Below are 25,442 nucleotides of genomic sequence, written 5' to 3'. Positions count from 1 at the left end.
GAGGTAGGCTATTAGCGCTACAAAGGCAAATCCCGTGCACGCCTCGAAGGGGGTGAAATCGCTGGCCGATCTTGTCGGCAAGGCGATGACGCCTGTTTGCCGGAAGCGTGGATTTGCGTCCGTCGATATCATTGCCTCCTGGGCCGATATTGTCGGCGAGCGTTACGGCACGCGCGTGCAGCCGGACAGGCTGATCTGGCCGCGGCAGCCTGAACGCGGCGATCCGGAAAACCCGCCGGAACCGGCGACGCTGGTGGTGCACACGGACGGGGCGACAGCCTTGATCCTGTCTCATGACAGTGCCCAGGTGATCGAGCGTATCAATACTTTCTATGGTTGGCGGGCCATCGGCCGCATCAAGATCCTGCAGAAGCCGGTTCTGGTGAAGCAGCCCGTGCGCAAGAAGCCCTTGCGCGACTTGACGCAAACCGAGGAACAGCAGCTCGAAGCGCGACTGGAGGGGGTGGAAAACGACCGCCTGCGGCAGGCGCTCAGGAAGCTTGGCGCCCAGGTTATTGCCCGCAGCGCAGAAGATGCGGCCTGACGGTCCACATTGCTTCTTCCAATAACAACTCTGTGAAACCGGCACTGGCAAACGTGCCGCCGGCTTTGGCATGATATCGAAGAACTCAGGATTTCCCTTGTGTTGGTGTCGGCGGGTCAAGGGTGGATGCCAGTATTTAATAGCCTTTGACCGTCCTCGCTCCTGCCACATTTGATAAGCTTTGTTGACGCCGCCTGCCCGAGAGGGCACAGAAAGCGGCAAGCTGGTTCATCCTGCATTCAGCTGAACGCAAATAGGGTGGCCCGGTATCAATTAACCCGATCGGCCAGGATATCCGACAGGATGTGCTTCGATCCACGCACCGGCCGGTGCAGCGCTTGATTAATGTGACAGGACGATCTTCGTGACCCAGACCCGTAGACAGTTTCTCAAAACCACTGCCCTGGCGACGGCCGCATTCTGCCTTGCCGGTTCGAGCTTGGCTCTTGCGCAGGCCGTCGACCAGGACGAGCTGGTCAAACCCGGCCCGCTGGGCGACAAGATCCTTGGCGACGAAAACGCGCCGGTCACGATTGTGGAATACGCATCCATGACCTGCGGACATTGCGCCAATTTCCATGAGCGTACCTATCCGGCCCTGAAGGCCGACTACATCGATACCGGCAAGGTTCGCTTCATTTTCCGCGAATTCCCGCTGGATCCGGTTGCGGCCGGCGCGTTCATGCTCGCCCGCTGCGCTCCTGCGGACAAATATTTCGAGATTGTGGACATCATGTTCGAACAGCAGCGGACCTGGGCGTTTACCGACAATCCGTACCAATCCATGCTCGACTTTTCCAAGCAGATAGGTTTTACAAAAGAGTCCTTTGAGGAATGCTTGGGGAACCAGGGTCTGCTCGACGCCATCGATGCGGTGAAAAACCGCGGTGCAAACGAGTTTGGCGTGAACTCCACCCCGACGTTCTTCATCAATGGCGAAAAGCACTCGGGGGCGCTTTCGATTGAAGAGATGGGCAAACTTATTGACGCAAACCTCTAGACTGGCGGTCTATCCGCCGGTCTGTTCGGTATGCGCCGATCAAGCCTGTGATCTTCAGGTGTCCGTGTCCAGGAGGCACGGGCGCCAATGAAATTTTCCAAGCTCCGCATTGTCGGTTTCAAATCCTTCGTCGAACCGATGGAGTTCATCATCGGCAACGGCCTGACCGGTGTGGTCGGGCCGAATGGCTGCGGCAAGTCCAATCTTGTCGAGGCCCTTCGCTGGGTGATGGGCGAAAACTCCTACAAGAACATGCGTGCGTCCGGCATGGACGACGTCATCTTTTCCGGCAGCCTGAACCGCCCGGCGCGCAACACCGCGGAAGTGACGCTCTACCTGGAAAACCAGGACCGTACGGCGCCTGCCGCTTTCAATGATGCCGATGCGCTTGAAGTCAGCCGCCGTATCGAACGCGAGCAGGGCTCCAACTACAAGATCAACGCCAAGGATGTGCGTGCGCGTGACGTGCAGCTTCTTTTTGCCGACGCATCCACAGGCGCCAGGTCACCTGCCATGGTGCGCCAGGGGCAGATTGGCGAGCTGATTGCCGCCAAACCGACCTCCCGCAGGCAGATCCTGGAAGAAGCCGCCGGTATTTCCGGTCTGCATTCGCGCCGGCATGAGGCGGAAATTCGCCTTCGCGCCGCTGAGCAGAACCTGGAACGACTGGAGGATGTCCTCGTTCAGATCGACAGCCAGCTCGACAATCTGCGCCGCCAGTCGCGCCAGGCTTCGCGCTATCGTAACCTGTCGTCTGAAATCCGCGGGGCTGAAGCCTCGATCCTTTACATTCGCTGGACCGAGGCGCGCGATGCGCTGGGAACAGCCGAAAGCCATTTTGCCGAAGCCCAGAAGCAGGTGAACGAAGCCACCGGTCTGCAGGCGGAAAGCGCCCGAATCCAGGCTATCGCCGCACACAAGCTGCCGGAACTGCGCGAGGATGCGGCCAGGGCGGGCGCCGCCTTGCAGCGGCTGGTGATCGCCCGCAACGAACTGGACGCGGAAGAACGGCGGGTAAAGGAAAAGCTTCAGGATCTGGAGCGCCGCCTGGTGCAGCTGGCGGAAGATATCCGGCGCGAACAGTCCATGGTGTCCGAGAACGACGAGGTTCTGGAGCGCTTGTCGGAAGAACGCGCAGAGCTACTGGAAGAAAACGAGATGGTGCAGGAGCGCACCGAAAGCGCTCGTGAAAAGGTGGCCGAGGCCGAAGAGACCGTGGGAACGCTGGAGAACCAGTTGTCCGACCTGACCGCGGCCGAAGCGCGTGCAACCGCCGAACGCCGCCAGTTGGAGCGGGCAGTCGCGGAAAGCCGCCAGCGCTCGGACCGTTTGTTAGCTCAGGCTCAGGACGCTCAGAAAGCTCTTCAGGAAATCAACGAACGCATGGCCGAACAGGACGGCGTTTCCGAAAACCGGGAAGCGCTGGAGGTGGCCGAGGAATCTCTTCTGGAGGCGGAAGCTGCCGCGGAAGAAGCCGAAACCGCGACCCGCGAAGCGCGCGAACAGGAACAGTCCGCACGTGGACCCGTTGGTGATGCCCGCCAGATGTTGCAGGGCCTCGAGACAGAGGCACGGACGCTGGAGCAGGTGCTGAATGTTCACTCCGAACAGGATCACACGCCGGTTGTCGAGCAGATCCAGGTGGAGCAGGGCTTCGAAACGGCTCTGGGGGCGGCGCTTGGTGAAGATCTTGATGCCTCACTTGAAGAAGCTGCCGCTGTTCGCTGGGGTGGTGTCCTCTCTCATGATGGCGATCCGGCCTTGCCCGCCGGAACCCGCAGTCTGGCCGAGGTGGTTGAAGCCCCTGTCGAGTTGAGCCGCCGCCTGCGCCAGATCGGCCTTGTCGACCAGACCGTCGGACCAGGCCTGCGCACGACCCTGAAACCGGGGCAATGTCTGGTTTCCGTGGAAGGCGACCTGTGGCGCTGGGATGGATTCGTTATCGCGGCCAATGCGCCGACACCGGCGGCACAGCGACTGGCGCAGAAGAACCGCCTTGCTGAACTCGGAGATGAAATCGAGCAGGCCCGGCGCGAGCTTGAGGATCGTCAGCAGGCACTGGAAGGTGCCGCAACGAGGGTTCGGCAGGCCGTCGAACTTGAACAGATGGCCAGGGGCAAGGTTCGTGACGGCCAGCGTCAGGCAGCCGCGGCGCGCGAAGCCCTGGCTGCGGCGGAAAGGGCCGTTTCCCAGTTCGCCGCCAAGCTGGAAGCTGCGCAGGACCGGGCACAGCGTCTTGGTGAAGAGGCCGAGCTGGCACGTGAACAGCTGGCAGAGGCCGAAGAACGCCTGGAAGAAGCGCCAGACGGAACCAGCTATCGCGAAAGCATCGAAGAATTGCAGGGGCAGGTCGCGGCCGCACGCGGCGCCCTGGCCGAAGCAAGGGCCGTTGCAGAGGGGCTTGCCCGCGAACAGCAGATGCGCGACCGGCGGCTTGAAGCCATCGCCCGGGAATATGACGGCTGGAAGACCCGTGCTGCCAATGCCGCCCAGCAGATTTCCATTTTGCAGGAACGGCGTGAAGAAGCGGAAGAAGAGCGGGCCGAGCTGATCGAGGCGCCCGAAGACATCGAAATCAAGCGCCGCGACGTGTTTTCCGCCATTGCCAAGGCAGAAGAGGAAAAGAAGGCGCGGGACGATCAGCTTCAGCAGGCGGAACTGGATCTTGCCGACGTCGACCGTGCAGCCAAGGCCGCGATGGAAGCGATGGCGGGCGCACGAGAAGAGAAGATTCGCGCCGAGGAACGGCTGGAAGCCGCCCGCGACCGCAAGCAGAACCTGGAACGGCGGATCGACGAGGACCTGGAGGTTGCGGTAACGGCATTGCCGGAAATCGCGGGTCTGAAGGAAGGCGCACCGTTGCCGGATCCCGATTCCATGGAGCGCAAGCTGGAACGGCTGAAGGCCGAGCGCGAACGGCTTGGCGGCGTCAACCTGCGTGCGGAAGAAGAGCTGCGCGAAATCGACGATCAGAAGACCACGCTGACCTCGGAGCGCGACGACCTGATCGAGGCGATTCGCCGTCTGCGAACAGGGATTTCGAATCTCAACCGCGAGGCGCGCGAACGTCTGCTCGCCTCCTTCGAGATCGTCAACGGTCATTTCCAGCGCTTGTTCACTCATCTTTTCGGCGGCGGCACGGCCGAACTCCAGCTGGTCGATTCCGATGATCCGCTGGATGCGGGGCTGGAAATCATCGCGCGCCCCCCCGGCAAGAAGCCACAGACCATGACGCTGCTGTCGGGTGGTGAGCAGGCGCTCACGGCCATGTCCCTGATTTTCGCGGTCTTCCTGACCAACCCTGCGCCGATCTGCGTGCTCGACGAGGTCGATGCGCCACTGGATGACGCGAACGTGGAGCGTTACTGCGATCTCCTGGACGAGATGGCCAAGAGCACGGAAACCAGATTTGTGGTGATCACGCACAATCCGATCACCATGGCGCGCATGAACCGCCTCTTCGGCGTGACGATGGCCGAGCGCGGGGTTTCCCAGCTTGTTTCGGTCGATCTGGAGACGGCAGAGCGATTCCGCGAAACTGGCTAAGATTGCGTCTGGTGCGGCACTGCCGCGAAAACCTTATGCAACTTAGGTCTGGCTGATTCTGCAAAAACAGAAAAGATCTTTATTTTTCAAATGGATAGAGTTTAGTGCAGGCTTCTTGACACGGCATGAGGTGCCGACTATGGTGCGCGCGGCTTAGGGGGCTCCCCAGTTGTCGGATAAAGCTGTCGGCGCAAGCTGAGGACTTAAGAACATGTCTTCGCAAAACGGCGATAACAAGGATCGGGCGGTTGGTTCCCCGGAAGCAGGTCTGTCGGAACGGCGGGCTCAATTGAACCGGAAGCTTGATGACATAAGGGTGGTTGAAGAAAAGACCGCTCGGAAGTCTCAAAGCAGCTCATCCGGATACGCGCAGGCAATGAAACTCTCTTCGGAGTTTATCGCCGGCGTGCTGGTGGGGGCCGGGATTGGTTGGGTTGCCGACCAGTGGCTTGGGACGTCGCCTTTCGGGCTGATTGTCTTTCTGTTGCTGGGTTTCGTAGCCGGGGTCTTGAACGTTCTGCGCGCGGCCGGTGTCGTCGAGCAGCCGGATGCCAAGGTCCAGCGCGAAAAAGAAGTTCAGAACGACAGATCGAAATAGAATTTGTCGCGCCTTCTGGCGCATTGATATGAACGAACGAAGAAGGCTGGCCGGTGGCGAACGATCCGATCCATCAGTTCCATATCCAGACGCTATTCCCGATTGAAGTCGGGGGCATGGATTTCTCTTTTACCAACTCTTCGTTGTTCATGGTTTTGACCGTGGCGGCGACGTCTGCATTCCTGATTTTCTCGACCAGCGGCCGCGGACTCGTTCCGACCCGCCTGCAGTCGATTTCGGAAATGGCGTATGAGTTTGTTGCCGGAACATTGCGAAGTTCAGCAGGAACGGAAGGGATGCGCTTCTTCCCTCTCGTGTTCTCGCTCTTCATGTTCGTTCTGGTTGCCAATCTGTTCGGGATGTTCCCGTACTTCTTTACCATCACCAGCCACATCATCGTGACCTTCGCCCTGGCAATGCTGGTGATCCTCACCGTGATCATTTACGGCTTCATGAAAAACGGCATGAAGTTCCTCAAGCTCTTCGTCCCCAGCGGCGTGCCCGGTGCACTGATCCCGCTCGTGACGCTGATCGAGGTGATCTCGTTCCTTTCGCGCCCGATCAGCCTGTCCGTTCGTCTTTTCGCGAACATGCTCGCCGGTCACATCACGCTGAAAGTGTTCTCCGGATTCATCGTCAGCCTTAGCGCGATGGGTGCGGTCGGTATCTTCGGATCCATTCTCCCTCTCGGAATGACGGTTGCCCTGACGGCTCTGGAATTCCTGGTCGCGTTCCTGCAGGCATACGTCTTCACCGTTCTGACCTGCATGTACCTGAACGACGCCATTCATCCTTCACACTGAGGGTAACCCAATCACACGGCCATTGCGCCGCGAGTGAGCAATCTGCAAACACCATTTAGGAGCACGTGTCATGGAAGCAGAAGCAGCAAAATACATCGGTGCCGGTATCGCATGCCTGGGCATGGGCGGCGCAGGCATCGGCCTTGGCAACATTTTCGGTAACTACCTCGCAGGCGCTCTGCGCAACCCGTCCGCTGCTGATGGCCAGTTCGGCCGTCTGATCTTCGGCTTCGCCGTGACGGAAGCTCTGGGCATCTTCTCCCTGCTGGTGGCTCTGATCCTCCTGTTCGCTTAATCGCTAAACCTTAGCGACTATCGATGCGACTCCGGTGGCGGCGCTCTCTAGCGCCGCCCAGCCGGATTTAGGAGACTGGAAATGGCAGGCCAAACTCACTCGACCACAGAAGGCATGCACGAAGCCATAGAAGTGCCGGCCGCAGAGCATGGCGCGGGTTTCCCGCCTTTTGACAGCACCACATTCGCCTCCCAGCTCTTGTGGCTCGCGATCACGTTCGGCGTGTTCTACTGGATCATGAAGAATGTGGCCGTTCCGCGGATCGCAGGCATTCTGGAAGACCGCAGGGACCGTATCGCCGGTGACATTTCCGAAGCCAACCGGCTGCAGGAAGAAACCGACGCTGCGATCGCAGCTTACGAGCAGGCGCTGGCCGAGGCCCGCAACAAGGCTCATGGCATTGCCCACGAGACGCGGACCAAGCTCAAGGCAGATCATGAAGCTCGCCGCGAAAAGGCGGAAGCCGAGCTGAACGGGAAGCTGAAAGCGGCTGAAGCACAGATCGCTGCAACCAAGACCGATGCCCTTTCTCAGATCGGGGATATTGCCGGAGAAACCGCTTCAGCGCTCGTTGAGCAGCTGATGGGCAAAGCTCCGACCAAGACCGACCTGACCAAGGCGCTCAAGTCGGCGATGAACTGAGGAGACCGTCATGGATGCTACATTTTGGGCCCTGATCGGTCTTATCCTGTTCTTCGTCGTAATTTTCTACGTCAAGGTTCCGGCCAAGATCAACGGTTCACTGGACGAACGCGCAGAAACCATCCGCAAGGAACTGGAAGACGCACGCAAGATGCGTGAAGAAGCCCAGGCTCTCTTGTCCGAGTATCAGCGCAAGCGTCATGAAGCCGAAAGCGAAGCGGAAGCCATCATCGCAGAAGCCAACTCGGAAGCCGAGCGCCTGACGCTCGAAACCAGCCAGGCTCTGGAAGAAATGATTGCTCGCCGTACCAAGGCTGCGGAAGACAAGATTGCACAGGCCGAAAGCCAGGCAGTCGCTGAAGTCCGTGCCAAGGCCGCTGACATTGCCGTTGCCGCTGCCGAGGAAATCCTTGCAGCGAAGGTGAAGGATAAAGTCGCCGACGACATCCTCGCCAAGAGCATTGAGCAGGTGAAGGAGCGGCTGAACTAAGTTCGGTCCACTCTGCTGACGAATTGAAGAAGCGGCCTTTCGGGGCCGCTTTTTTGTTGCGGCAGGCAATGCGAACGCTAATTGGCACTAATCTGCAGCGAACTCCATTGCTGGTTGGTTTTGACGTGCCCGAAAGCAGGGGAGTGTCGCTGACTTGCGGCGTGTTTCCTGCCGTCTAAACCCAATCCGTTATGTCCTGAACTTCAAGACCCTGCAGCCAGCCTGACCGGCTTGAAACTGAGGCGATGGTGAACGGTCGGCCCGTGGCGTTCCAGGGTCGCCTGATGCTGCGGCACGCCATACCCCTTGTGCTGGGCAAACCCGTAGTCCGGAAAACTGGCGTCGAGGTGAACCATCATCCGGTCCCTTGTCACCTTTGCAACGATAGAGGCAGCCGCAACGCACAGGCAGCGGCCATCTCCCTTGATCAGCGCTTGTCCGGCCTGTTTCAGCCCTTGCGGCACATCGCGGCCGTCGACGAGAACGTAGTCGGGAACAAGTGGTAGGTGATTGACGGCCCTCACCATGGCCGAAAGGGTCGCGGTGCGAATATTGACAGCATCGATCGTTGCCGGTGAAGCGCTGGCGAGCGAGACATGGGCTGTAGCAACAATCTGCTCGAAAAGCTCTTCGCGCCGGGCTTCGGTCAGTTTTTTGGAATCATTGAGGCCAACCGGTACCCGGTCGTAATCCAGGATAACTGCGGCCGTGACCACGGGCCCGGCCCATGGGCCACGACCGGCTTCGTCTACGCCGCAGAGCCGACCGTCAAAGGATTTCGCGTGCTTGCGCTCGATGGCAAGGTCCGGGCTATCGGGAAAGGCGAGGTCAAAGAGGGAAGGGCTGAGCGTCATGAACAGCACCCTGCCGTCCGGCAGCAAGTTTCTCAAGATCTGGCTTCAAAACAGGTCCAATTGCACACCGCCTTTTTGCGGCTGGACGAAGGCCTCGGTGTTGAGCTTTCGGCGACGCAGATTGAGGCCAAGGCGCTTCGCTCCCAGCGAGAACCGTTTGGCAATCTGGTCGGCATACGGACCTCTCCCGCGCATGCGCTCGCCCCATTTCGCGTCATAGTCCTTGCCGCCGCGCATGGCACGGATCAGGTTCATCACATGGCGATAGCGGTCCGGACGCTCTCGCAGCAGCCAGTCCCGAAAGAGTTCCGACACTTCCAGGGGAAGCCGTAAGAGGATGTAGGCGACCTCCGTCGCGCCATGCTCGGCTGCCGCTTCAAGAACGTTTTCAATTTCGCTGTCTGTCAGGGCTGGGATCACAGGCGCCATCATTACGGACGTGGGAATGCCCGCGTCGGAGAGAGCCCGGACGGCCTCAAGCCTTTTGTGGGGTGCAGACGCACGCGGCTCCATGGCCCGGCAGAGCTTCTTGTCGAGCGTCGTGACCGACAAGGCAACCTTCACCAGATTTCGTTCTGCCAGCCTCGACAGAATGTCGATATCTCGCGTGACCAGGGCTGACTTGGTGACGATCGCAACCGGGTGGGAGCAATTGTCCAGCACTTCCAGGATCTCACGCATCAGCTTGTAGCCGCGTTCCATCGGCTGGTAGGGATCAGTGTTCGTGCCGATGGCGATCACGCGCGGCTGATAACCGGGGCGGGAAAGTTCACGTTCAAGCAACTGTGCGGCATTGGGTTTGGCAAACAGCCTGGTTTCGAAATCCAGGCCCGGAGACAGCCCCATGAACGCGTGGCTTGGTCTGGCGAAACAGTAGATGCATCCATGTTCGCAGCCCCGGTAGGGATTGATCGAGCGGTCGAAGGAAATATCCGGCGACTCGTTTCGGGTGATGATCGTGCGCGCACGCTCTTCCTGAACCTGGGTTTTCAACGGCGGCAGGTCTTCAAGCGTTTCCCAGCCATCGTCGAAACATTCACGAGTTAATTTCTCGAAGCGGCCGGAGGCATTGAGCGCAGCCGCGCGGCCCCGCCGCCTGTGCTCGGCAACGGAGCGGACATCGGGTACAAGCCCGGCTGCGTCGGCTGGTAGTGAAATCTTATCGGGGGGGCTGAAGGGCACGCGAGAACGTCCAGGTTACGAAATGGAACATAACAAGAACATTATCACGACACCAACGCGACGCAAGATGCTGTTTACACCTTGTGGGTTTTGACCTTCAAAAGATGGTGGACTGCAGACCAGACCGGAATTCAGGAACCGCCACGGTCATCGTTACCTGGCCGGCGACCAAAGTATTTGATCAGGATCGCATCCAGCGTCCCGTCAGACTGCATCTCGCGAATGGTTTCGTCGTAGCGTCCGGGAAGGCTTTTGATGTCCGGGTAAGTCGAAGCTTTGGCAAAGACGTTGTAGTAGGGCTTCGTTATCAGCGGCAGCGGTAACGTCGCCAGCTGGTCCAGCCTCCCGGCCTTCTTTTCCTCGTAGAGCGTGCTGATGGTGTTCATGGGAACGGCATCCACACGCTTTGCCAGCAGCATGCCGATCTGGAGATTGTTGCTGGCGACCGTCTGAAAGTCGAGGCCGGCGTTGAGGAACTCCGGCGTATAGGCGAAATCCTGCGTGATACCGATCTGCAGCCCCTTCAGGTCTTCGTAGCCTTCGAAACGGATTGTTCCGGCATCTTCGGCGCGGATGAAGAAGCTCCAGCTGATGTCGATGTAGCTTTCGTCCGGATAGTTCAGGTACTCCATCCGGTCCGGCTTCTTGGAAAACAATAGCAGCATGTCCGCCCGTCCGGCGCGCGCTTCCTGTTGGATGCGAGTTCCGGAATCGATCAGTTCCAGCGAATAGGAAAGGCCGAGACGGCGCATGACTTCATCGAGTACTTCGACGTCGATACCCTTGTAGACCCCGTCTTCGACAAACTTGTATGGCTCTTCCGGGGTTGCCAGCACCACGAGGTCTCGGGCCGATGCTGTCCCGGCCAGCAAAGCCAGGGACAGAACAAACCCGGCGAGCCCCATCAAGATCCGGCCGAGCGTCTGCGTCAGGTATCCTGCGCCTGAAGTTGGCTTTTGATCGGGTGTCGTCATGGCGCGATCGCTTGGGTTCTGGTCGAAGTAAGAGCTTTCAGCTTTGGTATGCACTCTTAAGATAACATGAAATCCGGCACTTCCATTTGCCAGAGAGGGGCTATTTTCCTGAAAACCGTCAAATGGATACCGATCGGTTTCACACTGGAGCAACTTTTCACGGCCCTATGACAAATGTGAAAGAGGTACTGCTACAGCTTTCGCCCGGTCTTTTCTTTTCATGCAACCAAAGTAGACATTACCTGGCGATATATATCGCGAAGGTTGGTGACCGATTATTGGAGTTTGTTAAGAACCCCAACAAAAAACAGCTCCCGCTTCGTCACCGACACTCGCACTTTGAAAAAAATCATGTAAAACTTGAGATCATGATCAGCGTCATCATTGCGACAAGAAATTCCGAAACCGAGCTCGTTCACGCGCTTTCGGCCCTGGTGCCGGCAGCTGCAGAGGGCGTCATCCGCGAAGTTATCGTGGTCGATGGTGGTTCGTCGGACAATACCGAGAAGGTTGCCGACGCGGCCGGGTGTGTCTGGATCGGCCGGGGCAATGCTTCCCGCAGCGAACGCCTTGCCTATGGCGCCTCCATGGCGAGCCGGGGCGACTGGCTATTGTTCCTGCGGCCGGAAACGCTTCTGGAAAGCGGCTGGCATCATGAGGCCCAGGCCTTCATCGAGCGGGCAGCCCGTGCCTCCAACGGTCCACGGACCGCCGCAAGCTTCCGCCTTCGCTATGAGGCTTTCGGGCTCAGTGCGCGGGTAAGCGAGTCTTTTGCAGCCTTGCGGTCCCAACTGCTTGGCATGCCTTACGGCAACCAGGGCCTGCTAATCTCCAGGCAGTTTTATCAGAAGCTCGGCGGCCATCGGCCGTTGCCGGAGCTGGAAGATCTCGATATCGCCAAGCGTATCGGACGCGGGCGGATGGTGTTCTTGCGCGCTGCCGCGGTCTCTTCGGGTGAACCCGAGCGGGAAGGGCTGTTTTCCAGGTTCCGCCAGGCCTTCGCACGCTTTTGCGTCGGTACCCTGCGCATTCCAGCGAGCGTTGCCGTCAAGCTGCACGGCTGAACAAGGCACTGCAGAGTTCTGGGCGGATACGCTCTTCTTCGGTGTGGTGGGCTCACGCCTCCCGCAACTTGCCGCGCTTCAGGTGCTCGTCCAGCCTGGGCATGATCTCCACGAAATTGCAGGGCATGTGACGATAGTCCAGCTGCCATTTCAGGATACCGTCCCAGGCGTCCTTGCAGGCGCCCGGGGAACCGGGCAGCACGAAAATATAAGTCGCCCCGGCGACGCCGCCGGTCGCACGGGACTGGATCGTGGAGGTGCCGATCTTGTCGTAGGAGATTCGGTGAAAGACCTCCGAAAAGCCGTCCATGCGTTTTTCGAACAGAGGCTCCATAGCCTCCGGTGTCACGTCACGGCCGGTAAAGCCGGTGCCGCCGGTCGAGACGATCACATCCACGCCCTTGTCATTGATCCAGCTTTTGACGACCGCCTGAATGGCCGCAACGTCGTCGGTGACGATCTGCCTGTCCGCAAGCGTATGTCCTGCCTTTTCGATCCGGTCCACCAGCGTATTGCCGGAGCGGTCTTCTTCCAGCTTGCGCGTGTCCGATACCGTCAGCACAGCAATGTTGAGCGGAATGAACGGACGGCTTTCATCGAGACGGGACATGGCGAACTCCTTTGCTCTCCAGACATAGGCAATAGCCGCAATGGCTTCCAGAGGCAGCAAGCAAACTGTCGCGGCATTTTGATATTGAAATAAAATTACAAAAAATAACAAGATTGAGACACTTGCAAAAAAGTTAGGTCAGTATTATTGACTTAAATAACCAATCCAAAAATGCAACGAGCCAACAATGACAACCTGGGAAAGCCTATACGCCCGACGCGCCAGCCGCATGCGCGCCTCGGAAATCCGTGAACTCCTGAAACTGCTGGACCAGCCGGATGTGATCAACTTCGCCGGCGGTATTCCCGACCAGGCTCTGTTCCCCGCCGAAGCGTTCAAGGCAGCCTATCAGGAAATTCTGGCAGGTCCGGACGCGGGCCGCGCACTGCAATACGGCATGAGCGAAGGCAGCGCCCGCCTGCGTAACTGGATCGTCAACCACATGCGCCGCCTTGGCGTCGAGTGCGGGCCAGAAAATATTCTCGTCACCTCCGGGTCCCAGCAGGGGCTCGATTACATTGGCAAACTGTTCCTGACGGAAGGCGACACCGCGCTGGTGCAGTGGCCGACCTATCTGGGCGCGTTGCAGGCTTTCAATGCCTATGAGCCCGGTTACGACCGGCTTGACCCTGGAGCCAACCGCCCTGCGGAAGATTATGCGGCAACCGCGCGCGAAAAGGGCGGACGGATCAAGTTCGCTTACCTTTCTCCCGATTTTGCCAACCCCACGGGCCTGACGGTGGATCTGGCCGAGCGACAACGCCTTCTGGCACTGGCCGGAGAACTGTCCTGTGCAGTCATCGAGGATTCGCCCTACGAGGCGCTGCGCTATGACGGCGAACCGTTGCCACCGATGCTGGCGCTTGATTGCGAAGCCTCGGGGGGCATCAACAACGCCCGCACACTTTACTGCGGCAGCTTTTCCAAGTCGCTCTCACCGGGATTGCGCCTCGGCTGGATCTGTGCGTCGGCTGAAGTCATCTCCAGGCTGGTTCTGATCAAGCAGGCGAGTGACCTGAATTCGCCGGTGCTCAACCAGGAAGCCATGGCCCGGGTCGCCGAAAATGTCTTTGAAGCGCATACGGCAAAGACGAATGCGGTCTACAAGTCCCGACGCGATGCAATGCTGGCCGCGCTTGAGCGACACATGCCGGCTGGTGTCAGCTGGACCCGCCCGGAAGGGGGCATGTTCATTTGGATGACCCTGCCCGAAGGTATGGACGCGGCAACTTTGCTGGAAACCTCCATTGAAACGGCGCGTGTCGCCTTCGTTCCCGGCCGTGCGTTCCATCCGGATGGCACCGGGGCGAACACCCTCCGGCTCAGCTTCTCCTGCAACGACTATCAGAAAATCGAAGAAGGTATTTCAAGGCTTGGCCGCTTGATTACCGAAACTGTCACGTCCAAGTTGTAAGTCCTTCGAGGGAAGAAGCAGGGGCGGGTGTTGGAGCCAATGGCGCTGACCGACAAGCTGGACAATTATTGTGAGCGGATCGGGCCGGAGTTCTGGTCCGAGCCGCTCAATGCGCTCACCAATGCGGCTTTCCTGATTGCGGCCCTTGCCGGATACATGCTCTGGCGCCGCAAGACACCGGACGATCTCTTTGCCCTTGTCCTGATCGGCATCGTCTTCGTGACCGGCCTGGGGTCGTTCCTGTTTCACACCTTCGCGACACGTTGGGCGAGCCTTGCCGATGTCATCCCGATCGCGCTGTTTATCCATGTCTATCTCTTTGCGGCGCTGAACCGGTTTCTGGGTCTGTCCTGGTGGGCGGCGCTAGGCATCGTTATCGTGTTTTTCGCAGTCACGCCCTTTGCCGGGCGCGCAGTCGCACCGTTGGTCGGCTCATCTGCAGGCTATGTGCCTGCGCTGCTGGCGATCTTCGTGGTGGGGGCACTGTTTCTTCGCAAGAATGCGCGGTTCGGGCGCGAGGTGTTGCTGACAGGTGTCGTCTTTGCCGTATCACTGACATTTCGGACGCTGGACGGCCCGGTTTGCGATCAACTTGCCATTGGCACGCATTTCCTGTGGCATATCCTGAACGGGGTCGTACTGTTTTTGTTATTACGGGTTCTCATCAGGCAGCGCGCCGGTTAAATCACACAGAGTATTCACGAAATTGCAGATCATCCTTGCGGACAAGCCGCAGAGCTTTGCAGAAAAACAATATGACCTTAGGGAAGAGGCAGGAGACAGGGACCGTCATGAGCGACAGCAGCAAGACCGGAAGTGATCTGACCGAAGCGGCCCTGTTCTATCACGAGCATCCGCGCCCGGGAAAACTGGAGATCCAGGCAATCAAGCCGCTGGGCAACCAGCGCGACCTGGCGCTGGCCTATTCACCCGGCGTGGCCGCGCCGTGCCTTGCGATTGCCGACAATCCGGCACTGGCAGCCAATTACACCTCGCGCGGCAATCTAGTCGCCGTCATCTCAAACGGCACGGCAGTGCTCGGCCTCGGCAACATTGGTCCGCTGGCATCCAAGCCGGTGATGGAAGGCAAGGCGGTTCTCTTCAAGAAGTTCGCCGGCATCGACGTCTTCGATATCGAGGTGGCCCAGACCGACGTTGAAAAATTCGTCGATGCGGTTTCGGTTCTGGAGCCGACCTTTGGCGGTATCAACCTGGAAGACATCAAGGCGCCCGAATGCTTCATGATTGAATCGAAGCTCCGGGAACGTATGAAGATCCCGGTCTTTCACGACGATCAGCATGGCACGGCGATCATCGTCGGCGCCGCGGTTCGCAACGGTCTGGACCTTGCCGGCAAGAAGATCGAGGAAGCCAAGATTGTGGCGTCCGGTGCGGGCGCGGCTGCGCTTGCCTGCCTCAACATGCTCGTCTCGCTGGGGGCGAAGCGGGAGAACATCTGGGTTACCGACATTGAAGGCGTCGTCTATGAAGGCCGCGAGGCGCTGATGGACGAATGGAAGGCGGTCTTTGCCCAGAAGACGGATTTCAGGTCGCTCGATCAGGTAATCGACGGCGCCGATGTCTTCCTGGGGCTGTCGGCTGCCGGCGTGCTGAAGCCGGGCATGGTGGAAAAGATGGGCAAGGGCCCGCTGATCCTGGCGCTCGCCAACCCCAACCCGGAAATCATGCCGGAGGACGCCAAGGCTGTCCGTGACGACGTGGTCATGTGTACCGGACGGTCCGACTACCCGAACCAGGTCAACAACGTCCTGTGCTTCCCCTACATCTTCCGGGGCGCGCTCGACGTTGGGGCGACCACCATCAATGAGGAAATGAAGCGGGCCGCCGTCGAGGCAATTGCCGGCCTTGCGCGCGAGGAACCGTCCGACGTTGCAGCCCGTGCCTACGGTGGCAAGACCGAAACCTTCGGGCCGAACTACCTGATCCCTTCGCCGTTCGATCAGCGCCTGATCCTGCGCATTGCACCGGCTGTTGCCAAGGCGGCCATGGCAACAGGTGTCGCCACGCGCCCGATCGAGGATTTCACGGCCTATCTGGACCGGCTGAACCGTTTTGTCTTCCGGTCCGGCCTCATCATGAAGCCGATCATCCAGAACGCCAGCAAGGACCCGCAGCGGATCATTTATGCCGAAGGCGAGGACGAACGTGTTCTTCGTGCCGCTCAGGTGCTGATCGAAGACAATATCGCCAAGCCGATCCTGGTTGGCCGTCCGGACGTCCTGCAGCAACGCTGCGAACGCTTTGGCCTGCGCATTCGTCCCGATGTCGATTTCGAGTTCGTCAACCCGCAGGACGATCCGCGCTACCGTGAGTATGTCGACGAATATTTCGAGTGTGTCGGCCGCAAGGGCATGCCGCCCAACGCGGCGCGGACGGTCGTGCGCACCAACACCACGGTGATTTCCGCCCTTGCGGTGCGCCGCGGCGATGCCGATGCGGTCATTTGCGGTCTGGAAGGCCGGTTCATCCGCCATCTGCGGGATATCAAGCAGGTGATCGGCGTTTGCGAGACGGCCAGGGACCTTTCGGCCATGTCGCTGCTGATCAACTCGCAAGGGGCCATATTCCTGTCGGATACCTTCGTGACGGAAGACCCGACCGCAGAAGAGATCTCCGAAATGGCAAACCTCGCGGCAGAGGAAATCCGGCGCTTCGGTATTGAACCGAAGATCGCCCTGCTTTCGCTTTCCAACTTCGGTTCCCGCGACACGGCGTCCTCGCGCAAGATGCGCGAAGCGCTGGAGATGATCTGGAAGCGCTACCCGGAACTGGAAGTCGATGGCGAAATGCACGGCGACAGCGCGCTCAGCGTGGAGCTGCGCGAGCGGGTGATGCCGGGCAGCAAGTTGAAGGGAGAGGCCAACCTGCTTCTGTTCCCGAACCTGGATGCGGCCAACATTGCCCATAACCTTTTGAAGGTATCGACCCAGGCGCTTCATGTCGGACCGATCCTTCTGGGTACGGCCAAGCCCGCGCATATCCTGACACCGTCTGTCACCTCGCGCGGCGTGGTGAACATGTCGGCGCTTGCCAGTGTCGAGGCACAGACCCGGTCCGCCGGCTAGTCCTGCTTCAAATCGCGCCTTCTGTTGAACAAGGCGGACCGGTACAACCGGTCCGCTTTTCCATTTTTCAAACGGCCTGCCATGACCCTTGTGAAACAGCCAGCCGACTGCGTCAGCAAAACGGATATCCGCACCGCAATTGATGCGCTTGACGAAGAACTCCTGCAGCTCTTCGCCCGTCGCCAGGGCTATGTCCGGCGGATGGCGGACCTGAAACAGCATCCTGATGAGGCCTTTGATCACCAGAGGATTGAAACAATGGTGGCTGCTCTGAAAGACCGGGCGGAAGAATTGGGGCTGGAAGGCGCGCAGGCGGAAGCGGTCTGGCGGACGCTGATCGACTGGAACGTGGCCTTCGAGAAGCGAACGATCGCCGCACGGCTTGAGGCGCTGCAGGACGGGCCGACGAAACCGGGCTCCGATTTTTAGCACCGTGCCGGGTTTTCCAGACCGTTCGGGCTCCTACCTATCAGGGAGTATGGATCGTCCGTGGAGCCCCAATGACCCTGAATTCGCATCTTCTTCCAGGCGTGGCCGCAATGGCCGCAGCGCTCGTCCTGCCGATTGTCCCTGCCGCTTTAGCCCAGTCCGGGGTTCAGCTGGAAACCGTTGCCGCGGGATTGTCCTACCCATGGAGCGTCGCTTTCCTTCCGGAGGAGGGCTACCTGGTGACGGAACGCGACGGCACGGTAATGCACATTGATCCCTCCGGCAGGCAAAGCGAAGTTGGCGGTGCGCCGGAAGTGTTTGCGCAAGGGCAGGGCGGCTTGCTGGATATTGCCCTCAGCCCGGATTTTGCGTCGGACCGCACGGTGTTCCTGACCTATTCCCAAGGCTCGCCCGCTGGTGCCGGCACGTCCTTGTTCCGGGCAAGGCTGTCCAATGCCTTTGAAGGCGGCTTTGTGCTGGAAGACGGGCAGACCATCTTCTCCGGCAACAACAAGTCCTACGGTGGCCGCCACTTCGGATCGCGCCTTGCCTTTGCGCCCGATGGCACCTTGTTCATGACAGTCGGCGAACGCGGAGATGGCGAGCGCGCGCAGGACACATCGGACCACGCCGGGTCGGTACTGCGCCTGACGCGGGACGGGCAACCAGCGCCCGGCAATCCCTTTATCGGGCAGGAAGGCTACAAGCCGGAAATCTGGTCCTATGGTCATCGCAATCCGCAGTCGGCTGCGACCCATCCTGAAACCGGCGTATTATGGACAGTTGAACACGGGGCACGTGGCGGCGACGAAATCAATATTCCCGAAGCCGGAAAGAACTATGGCTGGCCGGTGATTTCCTACGGACGTCATTACTCAGGGGCAACCATCGGTCAAGGCACGTCGAAGGAAGGCATGGAACAGCCGGTTCACTATTGGGATCCCTCCATCGCGCCGTCCGGCATGGCCTTTGTAACCAGCGACCGATATCCCGACTGGAAGGGCGACATGCTGGTCGGTGCGCTGGCCGGGCAACACCTTGCCCGTGTTGACCTCGACGGCGGAACGGTTGTCGGCGAGGAAAAGCTGCTGACGGATCTTGGCGAGCGGATACGCGATGTCCGGCAGGGCCCCGATGGCTACGTCTATGTTCTGACAGACAGCGACGATGGCCGGTTGCTGCGACTGCAACCTTGAGGCAGGCCGAACTTTTTGAGCTGTAAGCGCTTTTGCGGCTTCTCTGCTTGACATTGGGGCAGTTCCCGACGATATACCGCACTGCAACCGCTGCCGCGTGAGCAGAGAGTGCGCCCCGGACAAGAGAAGTTACTTGGCGGGCAGTCGCAAGAGGGTTGCCACTTCAAGAACCCAATGAGGGGTTCAACCAGTTCCCAATTCACGCGAGGGTCTGGCGGCAGAGAGACCGGGTAGCGATGGCTGCCGGCTGTGCCGCATTCCAACTTCAAGTCGCACCGTCAATGACGTGCGGCTTAACAAGCGTTTGTTTCGCTTGAACCAAGGATTTTATATTGACCGACTTTCAAAGCCTGGGACTCTCCAATGGCCTTGTGACTGCCGTTACCGAAAACGGCTATGACGCTCCGACACCGATCCAGCAAAAAGCCATCCCGTTGATCCTGGAAGGCCGGGACCTCATGGGTCTGGCACAGACGGGTACGGGCAAGACGGCTGCTTTCGGCCTGCCGTTGATCGACCGGCTTCTCCTGGAGAAGAAAAGAGCCGTTCCCAAGGGCACACGGGCGCTGATTCTGGCCCCGACCCGCGAACTGGTGAACCAGATCGCAAAGAACCTGATTTCCTTCCTGAAGCATACGCCGCTGCGGGTTTCCTCCGTTGTCGGTGGTGTGTCCATCAACGGCCAGATCAAGCGGCTCTCAAAGGGTACCGACATTCTGGTGGCAACACCGGGCCGGCTGCTGGACCTGGTAGATCGTGAAGCGATCGACCTGCGCACCGCTTCCTACCTGGTGCTCGACGAAGCCGACCAGATGCTCGATCTGGGCTTCATTCATGCCCTGCGCCGGATCGCGGGCCTGGTGGCCGACAAACGCCAGACCTTGCTGTTCTCCGCGACCATGCCGAAGCAGATCAACGAGCTGGCACAGTCCTATCTGCGCAACCCGGAGAGGGTCGAAGTTGCTCCGGCCGGCAAGACCGCTGACAAGGTTACCCAGTCTGTTCATTTCATGGACAAGAACGACAAGGGCGACTTCCTGGTCGATCAGCTTCGTGACAAGCCGGACGGGCTGTCGCTGGTGTTCTGCCGCACAAAGCACGGTGCGGAACGGCTGATGCGCAAGCTGGCGCATTCCGGAATTTCCGCTGGCTCGATCCATGGTAACAAGAGCCAGAACCAGCGTGACCGCGCGATCAAGGACCTGCGGGAAGGCACCATCAACGTGCTCGTGGCAACCGATGTTGCCGCTCGCGGCATTGATATCCCGGGTGTCAGCCACGTTTATAACTTCGAGCTGCCGGAAGTTGCAGAAGCCTACGTTCACCGAATTGGCCGTACGGCCCGCGCCGGTGCGGAAGGTGAGGCGATTGCCCTGTGTGCTCCGGAGGAAATCGGTCTCTTCCGCCAGATCGAGAAGCTGATCGGTATCGATATCACGGTTGCCGGTGGTGAAATTCCGCCGATGTCCGCGGCTGCCGGGCGCGCAAAGCGCGGCGGAAACCGGAATGGCAACAGCAAGCCGGGCGGCAAGAAGCCGTTCCGCAAGCAGTCGTCCTCCGGCGCCAACGACAACGCGTCCGAAAACCGTCGTCCTCCGCGTCGCCGTCGTCAGAACACACGCAGAGATGCAGCCTGACGCCTGACGGGTTACGTCGCAGTTCATTGTGATGTGAAAAAAATTGCACCGGGAAGTGGCCTTCCCGGTGCCGAACCTTGTGGTCGATGGGTTTCAGAACTGTTGAAACAGTGCTGAATGAATTTGGTGGATGAACCGCCTGATCCGAACCAGAACCGCCGCCGGCTGGTTATGACCCTGCTGTCTTCCTGTCCACAAGGTATCCAACCGCTTGCGCGGCTCGATCTCGTTAAGCTTTCGGGAAAACCGCGGGAACTCCGCGAAGAACTTGTAGAAAGTCACCAAGATCTTGGTGATTTGCTACAAATTTGCCCCGTGAAAGTAAAAGTAAATTAACCAACGCGAGACTGCAATCACAACCAGCTGGTCGCTATTTGGTATGTGGATAAATAGATTTATCAGTAATTTCAGCTAGTTAGTTTGTTTTTGGTGAAATGGCGATGGATTTGACGAACAACCTCAGATGGAGTTGATGGTTGAGCTGTTGAAATAAACGCTTAGATTTCAAAGAATTGGCTAATTCATTTTCTTAATTTATTGTTATATAGAAAAAATTTATAGACCCTCTGAAGGTCGATAAGTTCCTTATCACCTTGTTTGTAAACGGAAAAAACCGGCAATAGTTATACTGTCAAATATCGCGATGTATTGATCGGTATTTTCGAACAACCCTTATTTTCCAGGCTCCGTGTTTTCAGTTGAGGCGTATTCCAGACGTTTTTTGACCAGTTGGTATAATTTTGTCTTTTGGAGTCATAACAAGTTTTTATTCGTCTCATTATTTATTTGACCTTGCCGTAGGGGGAGTTTATTCCGGCGCCATCACGGTTTTGGTTAACAGAATTAAACAAATCGAAACCCGAAAAAAATCCAGATCATCTCTGGGATAAATGTGCACGCTGGCTCCATCGGGACCAACGACCTCATAAGAATTGCCCGTTGTTAATACGGGTACGAACTTGTGGCGCGGGCAACCACGCGGCAGCAAGCGGAGTGGCATGTCCACTCGGCCTTGTCCGTGTGTTTGACAACCGCAACAGGCTGGACCCCCACATACGCTAGCCTGATTACGACCCATCGGCCGCAAGACTGCAGCACCGGGAAGGCTTCCTTTCCGGTGCTGTTCGTTTTTTCAAGGCACAAAAAAACCACGGGTTTCCCCGTGGCTTTCAATGTTTTCCAGTTTGGCAGCGAACCTTACATGTTCGGATAGTTCGGGCCACCGGAGCCTTCCGGAACGGTCCAGTTGATGTTGCCGTTCGGATCCTTGATGTCACAGGTCTTGCAGTGGACGCAGTTCTGCGAATTGATCTGGAACCGCGGCGCATCTTCGCCTTCCTCGATCCACTCGTATACGCCAGCCGGGCAATAGCGGTTGGACGGACCGGCGAAGACATCGTGTTCCGAGCGCTTCTGCAGTGCCTCGTCCTTCACCTTCAGATGGATCGGCTGATCTTCTTCATGGTTGGTGTTGGAGAGGAACACCGAAGACAGCTTGTCGAAGGAAACGACACCATCCGGCTTCGGATAGTCGATCTTCTTGCAGTCCTTGGCCGGCTTCAGGGTGTCGGCGTCCTTCTTGCCGTGTTTCATTGTGCCGAAGAAGGAGAAGCCGAACAGCTCGTTGGTCCACATGTCGAGACCGCCGAGGGCAACACCGATAGCGGTGCCGAATTTGGACCACAGCGGCTTTGCGTTGCGCACACGCCAGAGATCCTTGCCGATCGGGCTTTCGCGCCAGGCAGTGTCGTAATTGGCCAGCTCGTTGTGTGCTTCGCCGCGGCCGATTGCGGCCATTACTTCTTCTGCCGCCAGCATGCCGGACAGCATGGCATTGTGGGAGCCCTTGATCCGCGGCACGTTGACGAAGCCTGCGGAACAACCCATCAGCAGGCCGCCGGGGAACGAGAGTTTCGGCACGGACTGGAAACCGCCTTCGGTAATGGCACGGGCACCATAGGAAATGCGCTTGCCGCCTTCGAAGGTGTCACGGATTGCCGGGTGGGTCTTGAATCGCTGGAACTCGTCAAAGGGCGACAGCCAGGGGTTTTCGTAGTTGAGGTGAACCACGAAGCCGACAGCGACCTGATTGTCTTCCAGGTGATAGAGGAACGAGCCGCCACCGGTCTTGCCGTCAAGCGGCCAGCCGAAGGAATGCTGTACCAGGCCAAGCCGGTGCTTCTCCGGGTCGATCTGCCACAGCTCCTTGATGCCGATGCCGAATTTCGGCACGTCGCTGTCCTTGTCGAGGTCGAATTTCTCGATCAGCTGCTTGGCCAGAGAGCCACGCGCGCCTTCACCGATCAGAGTGTATTTGCCGCGCAGCTCCATGCCGCGTGTAAACATGGCATTGGGTTTGCCATCCCGGCCGATGCCCATGTCGCCCGTCGCAACACCAACCACGTTGCCATTGTCGTCATAGAGGATCTCGGCAGCTGCAAAGCCCGGATAGATTTCAACGCCGAGCGCTTCAGCCTTTTCGGCCAGCCAGCGGCAGACATTGCCAAGCGAGACGATGTAATTGCCGTGGTTGTTCATGAGTTTCGGCATGAACATGTTCGGCAAACGCATGGAACCTGCCGGCCCCAGCACGAGGAAGTGGTCGTCGGTAACCGCCGTCTTGATCGGCGTGTCTTCTTCGCGCCATTCCGGGAGCAGCTTGTCGAGAGCGATCGGATCAATCACGGCGCCGGAGAGAATATGCGCGCCGACCTCGGATCCTTTTTCCAGTACGACAACGCTCAGCTCTTCGCCCTTGTCGTTGGCAATCTGTTTCAGCCGGATCGCAGCTGCAAGACCGGCAGGCCCTGCGCCTACGATCACAACATCCACATCCATGCTTTCGCGTTCGCCAAGCGCTTCTTGTTCGCTCATCTTTTTCTCCCTCCGCCCAAAGGGCAACTTCTGCGCCGCCAGGTGCTCAAATCAAGTGAACCAGCGTATGGATAACGGCTGATGCCCAATTGTTAGAGCAACTTACCTGCGTCCGTTCGGAAGCAGCGCCTATTAGCCCTTACCGCCTATTTGCCCCATTTTGCAGCGCAAAACACGACATTTTTCATCGGCAATTGCGAAATTTCGCCGCTATTCCTTCAGTTGGGCATCAGATAGACCAAAGCAGGCGCAGGGCGTCAAGTGCTTAGTTAACGTTTACGTAAACGTAATTCGAGCGCATTCCCGACAGTTTCGAAAATGTGCACAGGCTTTGGAAAACCGGCCGGATTGGAGACGGTCTTGCGCTGCAAGCTTGTAGAAATGACCGGGGTGGTTAAACTCCGCGCCGGAGGCAGCCTCTTGCAACAGATCCCGAACGACCCGAGACACCTTGAAGCCCTGCTGGATTTTTATGCCGGTGCGGGTGTCGATTGTTTTCTTCAGGACGAACCCGTCGATTGGGTAGCGCTGACGCGTGCCCAGGCAGCGCAGCGTGCGCTGGCCGGTCAGCATGCGGCAGCTCCCACGCATGCTCAGCAGCCCCGGCAACAGGCCCCGGCAGGCAATTTCCAAGGGCAGACAGGCTCTCCCGTTCCGGCAGCTCCCGTCGCTCCCCAGGCGATTTCCGTGCCGCCCGCAGTTGCGGGGCAAGCGCCGGTCTTGCCTGACAGGGAAATAATCGCCGCAGCCCGGGATCTGGCGGCAACTGCCCCGACTCTCGAGGAACTGCGCAATTGCCTGGGCGGTTTCGACGGCTGCAACCTCAAACTGACCGCCAAGAAGCTTGTGTTTGCCGACGGCAATCCACAGGCAAAGCTGATGTTTGTCGGCGAGGCGCCGGGCCGCGACGAGGATCTTCAAGGCCTGCCTTTTGTTGGCCGTTCCGGCCAATTGCTGGACAGAATGCTGGGTGCGATCGGTCTGGATCGATCATCGGCCTATATCGCCAACGTGGTTCCCTGGCGGCCACCTGGCAACCGGACACCGACACCGCAGGAAACCGAGATCTGCAAGCCGTTCATTCTGCGCCAGATCGAACTGGTCAATCCGGACGTGCTCGTCTTTCTCGGCGCAGCATCCGCCAAGACTCTGCTCGGGGTACAGGACGGCATCCGAAAGATGCGCGGGCGCTGGATGACCTATCCCTGCAAGGGCAGGGAAATCTCGGCTATCGCCACTTATCATCCGGCGTATCTTTTGCGCAGTCCGCTTGAGAAACGATTGTCCTGGCGTGACTTTCTGGCGATCAAGCAGAAGTTGGAAGAAAAATCAGCGCATTAACCATCGGACCGCATGGATTTCTGCAATCATCCAGACGTTTCCTCGTTTGCTCGACCCTGCCTGGCAGGGTGGTTGAGCTTTCAGATTGCCCTCTTTATTAGATCGAAAGTGACCTTGCGTTAACTTGGGTTTCAGCCTACAGGTTGTATCGTTGAGTGTGTAACGCTGTGGGTGATTCCAACAACCGGTCATGACGATGGATGCAGACAAATGCATTTCGGCGCTCGTCGTCGACTTGGCGGACATGTCGTGTTTCGAAGCAACGGCCTATGATCTGACAGAGAAGGGCTGTTGGATTGCGTCCGACAGGGTTGACCTCCTGAAGGAGGAGGTGGGCTTGCGCTTGGCCGGATTCGACAAACTGGTCCGGGGGACCGTGATTGCCTACGGCGATCAGCAGGCGCAAATTTCTTTTCAGACCAAACGAGAGACGTCAGGCGAAAAACGCCGCGAGATCCGGCGGCAAGTCTGGATAACGGCAATCGTTTGCGGCAAGACCAATCCAGCGACAATGAGATGTCGGATCGTTGATGCCAGCAGGTCCGGATGCCGACTGGAAGGCGACAAGCTGGATCGACTTCCCGATGACATCGAGGTCTCCATTCCCGGTCTCGATCTGCCGATCAGTGCAGAAATTGTCTGGCGCAAGAACAACCAGGCCGGTGTCAGGCTCACCTGGCCGTTCGAAGCGTCGCCCAAGCCCAAACCGGAAGACGTTCTGGAGCGCATGAAAGAAGAAGACGAAAAGCCGAAACGCAAGCGCAAAAAGAAGATCAGCGCTTTCGGTGGTTGAACAGCGCTTGGGCGCGCAAAATCGTGCGACAAGGTTTTGACGGCCTGGAGTCTTTGCAAGCGGGCTTTGC

At 58.6% G+C, this 25,442-nt stretch carries 23 protein-coding genes; 18 read left to right on the top strand and 5 right to left on the bottom strand.

Annotation, left to right across the window (positions count from 1 at the left end; genetic code table 11):
• The first annotated feature begins 34 nt into the window (after positions 1 to 34).
• From ACP90_RS22715 to ACP90_RS22680, 8 genes are all read left to right on the top strand, one after another.
• Positions 35 to 544: a DciA family protein gene (locus ACP90_RS22715; protein WP_031269719.1), complete on the top strand. Its 510-nt coding sequence runs from the start codon at positions 35 to 37 to the stop codon at positions 542 to 544.
• Between the two features lie 364 nt (positions 545 to 908).
• Positions 909 to 1,544, top strand: coding sequence for a thioredoxin domain-containing protein (locus tag ACP90_RS22710; RefSeq protein ID WP_023001972.1), 636 nt, complete (start codon positions 909 to 911; stop codon positions 1,542 to 1,544).
• A gap of 87 nt (positions 1,545 to 1,631) precedes the next feature.
• Positions 1,632 to 5,090 carry a chromosome segregation protein SMC gene (gene smc / locus ACP90_RS22705; protein WP_062490212.1) on the top strand — a complete coding sequence of 1,153 codons (3,459 nt, stop codon included), beginning with the start codon at positions 1,632 to 1,634 and terminating at the stop codon, positions 5,088 to 5,090.
• A 211-nt stretch (positions 5,091 to 5,301) separates the two neighbouring features.
• Positions 5,302 to 5,688 (top strand): AtpZ/AtpI family protein, encoded by a 387-nt coding sequence (locus tag ACP90_RS22700; protein WP_062490210.1) that lies wholly within the window; start codon positions 5,302 to 5,304, stop codon positions 5,686 to 5,688.
• Between the two features lie 53 nt (positions 5,689 to 5,741).
• Positions 5,742 to 6,491 (top strand): F0F1 ATP synthase subunit A, encoded by a 750-nt coding sequence (locus ACP90_RS22695; protein WP_023001969.1) that lies wholly within the window; start codon positions 5,742 to 5,744, stop codon positions 6,489 to 6,491.
• 70 nt (positions 6,492 to 6,561) lie between these two features.
• Positions 6,562 to 6,786 carry a F0F1 ATP synthase subunit C gene (locus ACP90_RS22690; protein ID WP_006935776.1) on the top strand — a complete coding sequence of 75 codons (225 nt, stop codon included), beginning with the start codon at positions 6,562 to 6,564 and terminating at the stop codon, positions 6,784 to 6,786.
• Positions 6,787 to 6,867: 81 nt separating this feature from the next.
• A complete protein-coding gene (locus ACP90_RS22685; RefSeq protein ID WP_023001968.1) occupies positions 6,868 to 7,428 on the top strand; it encodes a F0F1 ATP synthase subunit B in 561 nt (186 codons plus the stop codon).
• A gap of 10 nt (positions 7,429 to 7,438) precedes the next feature.
• Positions 7,439 to 7,918: a F0F1 ATP synthase subunit B gene (locus ACP90_RS22680; protein WP_023001967.1), complete on the top strand. Its 480-nt coding sequence runs from the start codon at positions 7,439 to 7,441 to the stop codon at positions 7,916 to 7,918.
• A 203-nt stretch (positions 7,919 to 8,121) separates the two neighbouring features.
• Here ACP90_RS22680 and ACP90_RS22675 read toward each other — a convergent pair whose 3' ends face one another.
• The 3 genes from ACP90_RS22675 to ACP90_RS22665 all read right to left on the bottom strand — a co-directional run bounded on the left by ACP90_RS22675 (position 8,122) and on the right by ACP90_RS22665 (position 10,928).
• Positions 8,122 to 8,772, bottom strand: coding sequence for a ribonuclease HII (locus ACP90_RS22675; RefSeq protein ID WP_062491896.1), 651 nt, complete (start codon positions 8,770 to 8,772; stop codon positions 8,122 to 8,124).
• A 45-nt stretch (positions 8,773 to 8,817) separates the two neighbouring features.
• A complete protein-coding gene (locus ACP90_RS22670; RefSeq protein WP_051990221.1) occupies positions 8,818 to 9,930 on the bottom strand; it encodes a PA0069 family radical SAM protein in 1,113 nt (370 codons plus the stop codon).
• Between the two features lie 155 nt (positions 9,931 to 10,085).
• Positions 10,086 to 10,928, bottom strand: a complete 843-nt coding sequence (locus tag ACP90_RS22665; RefSeq protein ID WP_208993388.1) for a transporter substrate-binding domain-containing protein — start codon at positions 10,926 to 10,928, stop codon at positions 10,086 to 10,088.
• Positions 10,929 to 11,296: 368 nt separating this feature from the next.
• Here ACP90_RS22665 and ACP90_RS22660 point away from each other — a divergent pair, with 368 nt between their 5' ends.
• Positions 11,297 to 11,992 (top strand): glycosyltransferase, encoded by a 696-nt coding sequence (locus ACP90_RS22660; protein WP_062490209.1) that lies wholly within the window; start codon positions 11,297 to 11,299, stop codon positions 11,990 to 11,992.
• A 52-nt stretch (positions 11,993 to 12,044) separates the two neighbouring features.
• Here ACP90_RS22660 and moaB read toward each other — a convergent pair whose 3' ends face one another.
• A complete protein-coding gene (gene moaB, locus ACP90_RS22655) occupies positions 12,045 to 12,602 on the bottom strand; it encodes a molybdenum cofactor biosynthesis protein B (RefSeq protein WP_062491892.1) in 558 nt (185 codons plus the stop codon).
• 187 nt (positions 12,603 to 12,789) lie between these two features.
• Between moaB and ACP90_RS22650 the strand changes: the two genes are divergently transcribed.
• The 7 genes from ACP90_RS22650 (at position 12,790) to ACP90_RS28320 (ending at position 20,700) form a co-directional block, all read left to right on the top strand.
• Positions 12,790 to 14,016 (top strand): PLP-dependent aminotransferase family protein, encoded by a 1,227-nt coding sequence (locus ACP90_RS22650; RefSeq protein WP_062490207.1) that lies wholly within the window; start codon positions 12,790 to 12,792, stop codon positions 14,014 to 14,016.
• Between the two features lie 39 nt (positions 14,017 to 14,055).
• On the top strand, positions 14,056 to 14,700 hold the full coding sequence (locus tag ACP90_RS22645) for a ceramidase domain-containing protein (RefSeq protein ID WP_062490206.1): 645 nt from the start codon (positions 14,056 to 14,058) through the stop codon (positions 14,698 to 14,700).
• 107 nt (positions 14,701 to 14,807) lie between these two features.
• Complete coding sequence (locus ACP90_RS22640; protein ID WP_062490204.1) at positions 14,808 to 17,102, top strand: NADP-dependent malic enzyme; 2,295 nt, start codon at positions 14,808 to 14,810, stop codon at positions 17,100 to 17,102.
• A gap of 81 nt (positions 17,103 to 17,183) precedes the next feature.
• Positions 17,184 to 17,531 carry a chorismate mutase gene (locus tag ACP90_RS22635; RefSeq protein ID WP_062491890.1) on the top strand — a complete coding sequence of 116 codons (348 nt, stop codon included), beginning with the start codon at positions 17,184 to 17,186 and terminating at the stop codon, positions 17,529 to 17,531.
• Positions 17,532 to 17,602: 71 nt separating this feature from the next.
• Positions 17,603 to 18,727 carry a PQQ-dependent sugar dehydrogenase gene (locus tag ACP90_RS22630; RefSeq protein ID WP_208993387.1) on the top strand — a complete coding sequence of 375 codons (1,125 nt, stop codon included), beginning with the start codon at positions 17,603 to 17,605 and terminating at the stop codon, positions 18,725 to 18,727.
• Positions 18,728 to 19,059: 332 nt separating this feature from the next.
• The gene (locus ACP90_RS22625; RefSeq protein ID WP_023001956.1) at positions 19,060 to 20,364 is read left to right on the top strand and encodes a DEAD/DEAH box helicase; all 1,305 of its coding nucleotides are present in this window, start codon (positions 19,060 to 19,062) and stop codon (positions 20,362 to 20,364) included.
• Between the two features lie 117 nt (positions 20,365 to 20,481).
• Positions 20,482 to 20,700 carry a hypothetical protein gene (locus tag ACP90_RS28320; RefSeq protein ID WP_139314097.1) on the top strand — a complete coding sequence of 73 codons (219 nt, stop codon included), beginning with the start codon at positions 20,482 to 20,484 and terminating at the stop codon, positions 20,698 to 20,700.
• Between the two features lie 861 nt (positions 20,701 to 21,561).
• Here ACP90_RS28320 and ACP90_RS22615 read toward each other — a convergent pair.
• Positions 21,562 to 23,238 (bottom strand): electron transfer flavoprotein-ubiquinone oxidoreductase, encoded by a 1,677-nt coding sequence (locus ACP90_RS22615; protein ID WP_062490202.1) that lies wholly within the window; start codon positions 23,236 to 23,238, stop codon positions 21,562 to 21,564.
• 381 nt (positions 23,239 to 23,619) lie between these two features.
• Between ACP90_RS22615 and ACP90_RS22610 the strand changes: the two genes are divergently transcribed.
• Together ACP90_RS22610 and ACP90_RS22605 are read left to right on the top strand one after the other, a co-directional pair.
• Positions 23,620 to 24,579, top strand: coding sequence for a uracil-DNA glycosylase (locus tag ACP90_RS22610; RefSeq protein WP_082809951.1), 960 nt, complete (start codon positions 23,620 to 23,622; stop codon positions 24,577 to 24,579).
• A 196-nt stretch (positions 24,580 to 24,775) separates the two neighbouring features.
• Positions 24,776 to 25,372 (top strand): PilZ domain-containing protein, encoded by a 597-nt coding sequence (locus ACP90_RS22605; protein ID WP_158514210.1) that lies wholly within the window; start codon positions 24,776 to 24,778, stop codon positions 25,370 to 25,372.
• Positions 25,373 to 25,442: the final 70 nt, after the last annotated feature.

It is taken from the genome of Labrenzia sp. CP4 (genome assembly GCF_001579905.1).
Classification (GTDB): domain Bacteria; phylum Pseudomonadota; class Alphaproteobacteria; order Rhizobiales; family Stappiaceae; genus Roseibium; species Roseibium algicola.
The sequence above is the reverse complement of the archived record's forward strand: the minus strand, read 5'-3'. Positions and strand labels throughout refer to the sequence as shown.

Bases quoted from the DNA above. Each gene is read 5' to 3' on its own strand.
- ACP90_RS22605 (WP_158514210.1), top strand. From the start codon at position 24,776: ATGGATGCAGACAAATGCATTTCGGCGCTCGTCGTCGACTTGGCGGAC.
- ACP90_RS22645 (WP_062490206.1), top strand. From the start codon at position 14,056: ATGGCGCTGACCGACAAGCTGGACAATTATTGTGAGCGGATCGGGCCG.
- ACP90_RS22630 (WP_208993387.1), top strand. From the start codon at position 17,603: ATGACCCTGAATTCGCATCTTCTTCCAGGCGTGGCCGCAATGGCCGCA.
- smc (WP_062490212.1), top strand. From the start codon at position 1,632: ATGAAATTTTCCAAGCTCCGCATTGTCGGTTTCAAATCCTTCGTCGAA.
- ACP90_RS22615 (WP_062490202.1), bottom strand. From the start codon at position 23,238: ATGAGCGAACAAGAAGCGCTTGGCGAACGCGAAAGCATGGATGTGGAT.
- ACP90_RS22680 (WP_023001967.1), top strand. From the start codon at position 7,439: ATGGATGCTACATTTTGGGCCCTGATCGGTCTTATCCTGTTCTTCGTC.
- moaB (WP_062491892.1), bottom strand. From the start codon at position 12,602: ATGTCCCGTCTCGATGAAAGCCGTCCGTTCATTCCGCTCAACATTGCT.
- ACP90_RS22610 (WP_082809951.1), top strand. From the start codon at position 23,620: ATGACCGGGGTGGTTAAACTCCGCGCCGGAGGCAGCCTCTTGCAACAG.
- ACP90_RS22700 (WP_062490210.1), top strand. From the start codon at position 5,302: ATGTCTTCGCAAAACGGCGATAACAAGGATCGGGCGGTTGGTTCCCCG.
- ACP90_RS22675 (WP_062491896.1), bottom strand. From the start codon at position 8,772: ATGACGCTCAGCCCTTCCCTCTTTGACCTCGCCTTTCCCGATAGCCCG.
- ACP90_RS22685 (WP_023001968.1), top strand. From the start codon at position 6,868: ATGGCAGGCCAAACTCACTCGACCACAGAAGGCATGCACGAAGCCATA.
- ACP90_RS22690 (WP_006935776.1), top strand. From the start codon at position 6,562: ATGGAAGCAGAAGCAGCAAAATACATCGGTGCCGGTATCGCATGCCTG.
- ACP90_RS22665 (WP_208993388.1), bottom strand. From the start codon at position 10,928: ATGACGACACCCGATCAAAAGCCAACTTCAGGCGCAGGATACCTGACG.
- ACP90_RS28320 (WP_139314097.1), top strand. From the start codon at position 20,482: ATGAATTTGGTGGATGAACCGCCTGATCCGAACCAGAACCGCCGCCGG.
- ACP90_RS22660 (WP_062490209.1), top strand. From the start codon at position 11,297: ATGATCAGCGTCATCATTGCGACAAGAAATTCCGAAACCGAGCTCGTT.
- ACP90_RS22635 (WP_062491890.1), top strand. From the start codon at position 17,184: ATGACCCTTGTGAAACAGCCAGCCGACTGCGTCAGCAAAACGGATATC.
- ACP90_RS22640 (WP_062490204.1), top strand. From the start codon at position 14,808: ATGAGCGACAGCAGCAAGACCGGAAGTGATCTGACCGAAGCGGCCCTG.
- ACP90_RS22650 (WP_062490207.1), top strand. From the start codon at position 12,790: ATGACAACCTGGGAAAGCCTATACGCCCGACGCGCCAGCCGCATGCGC.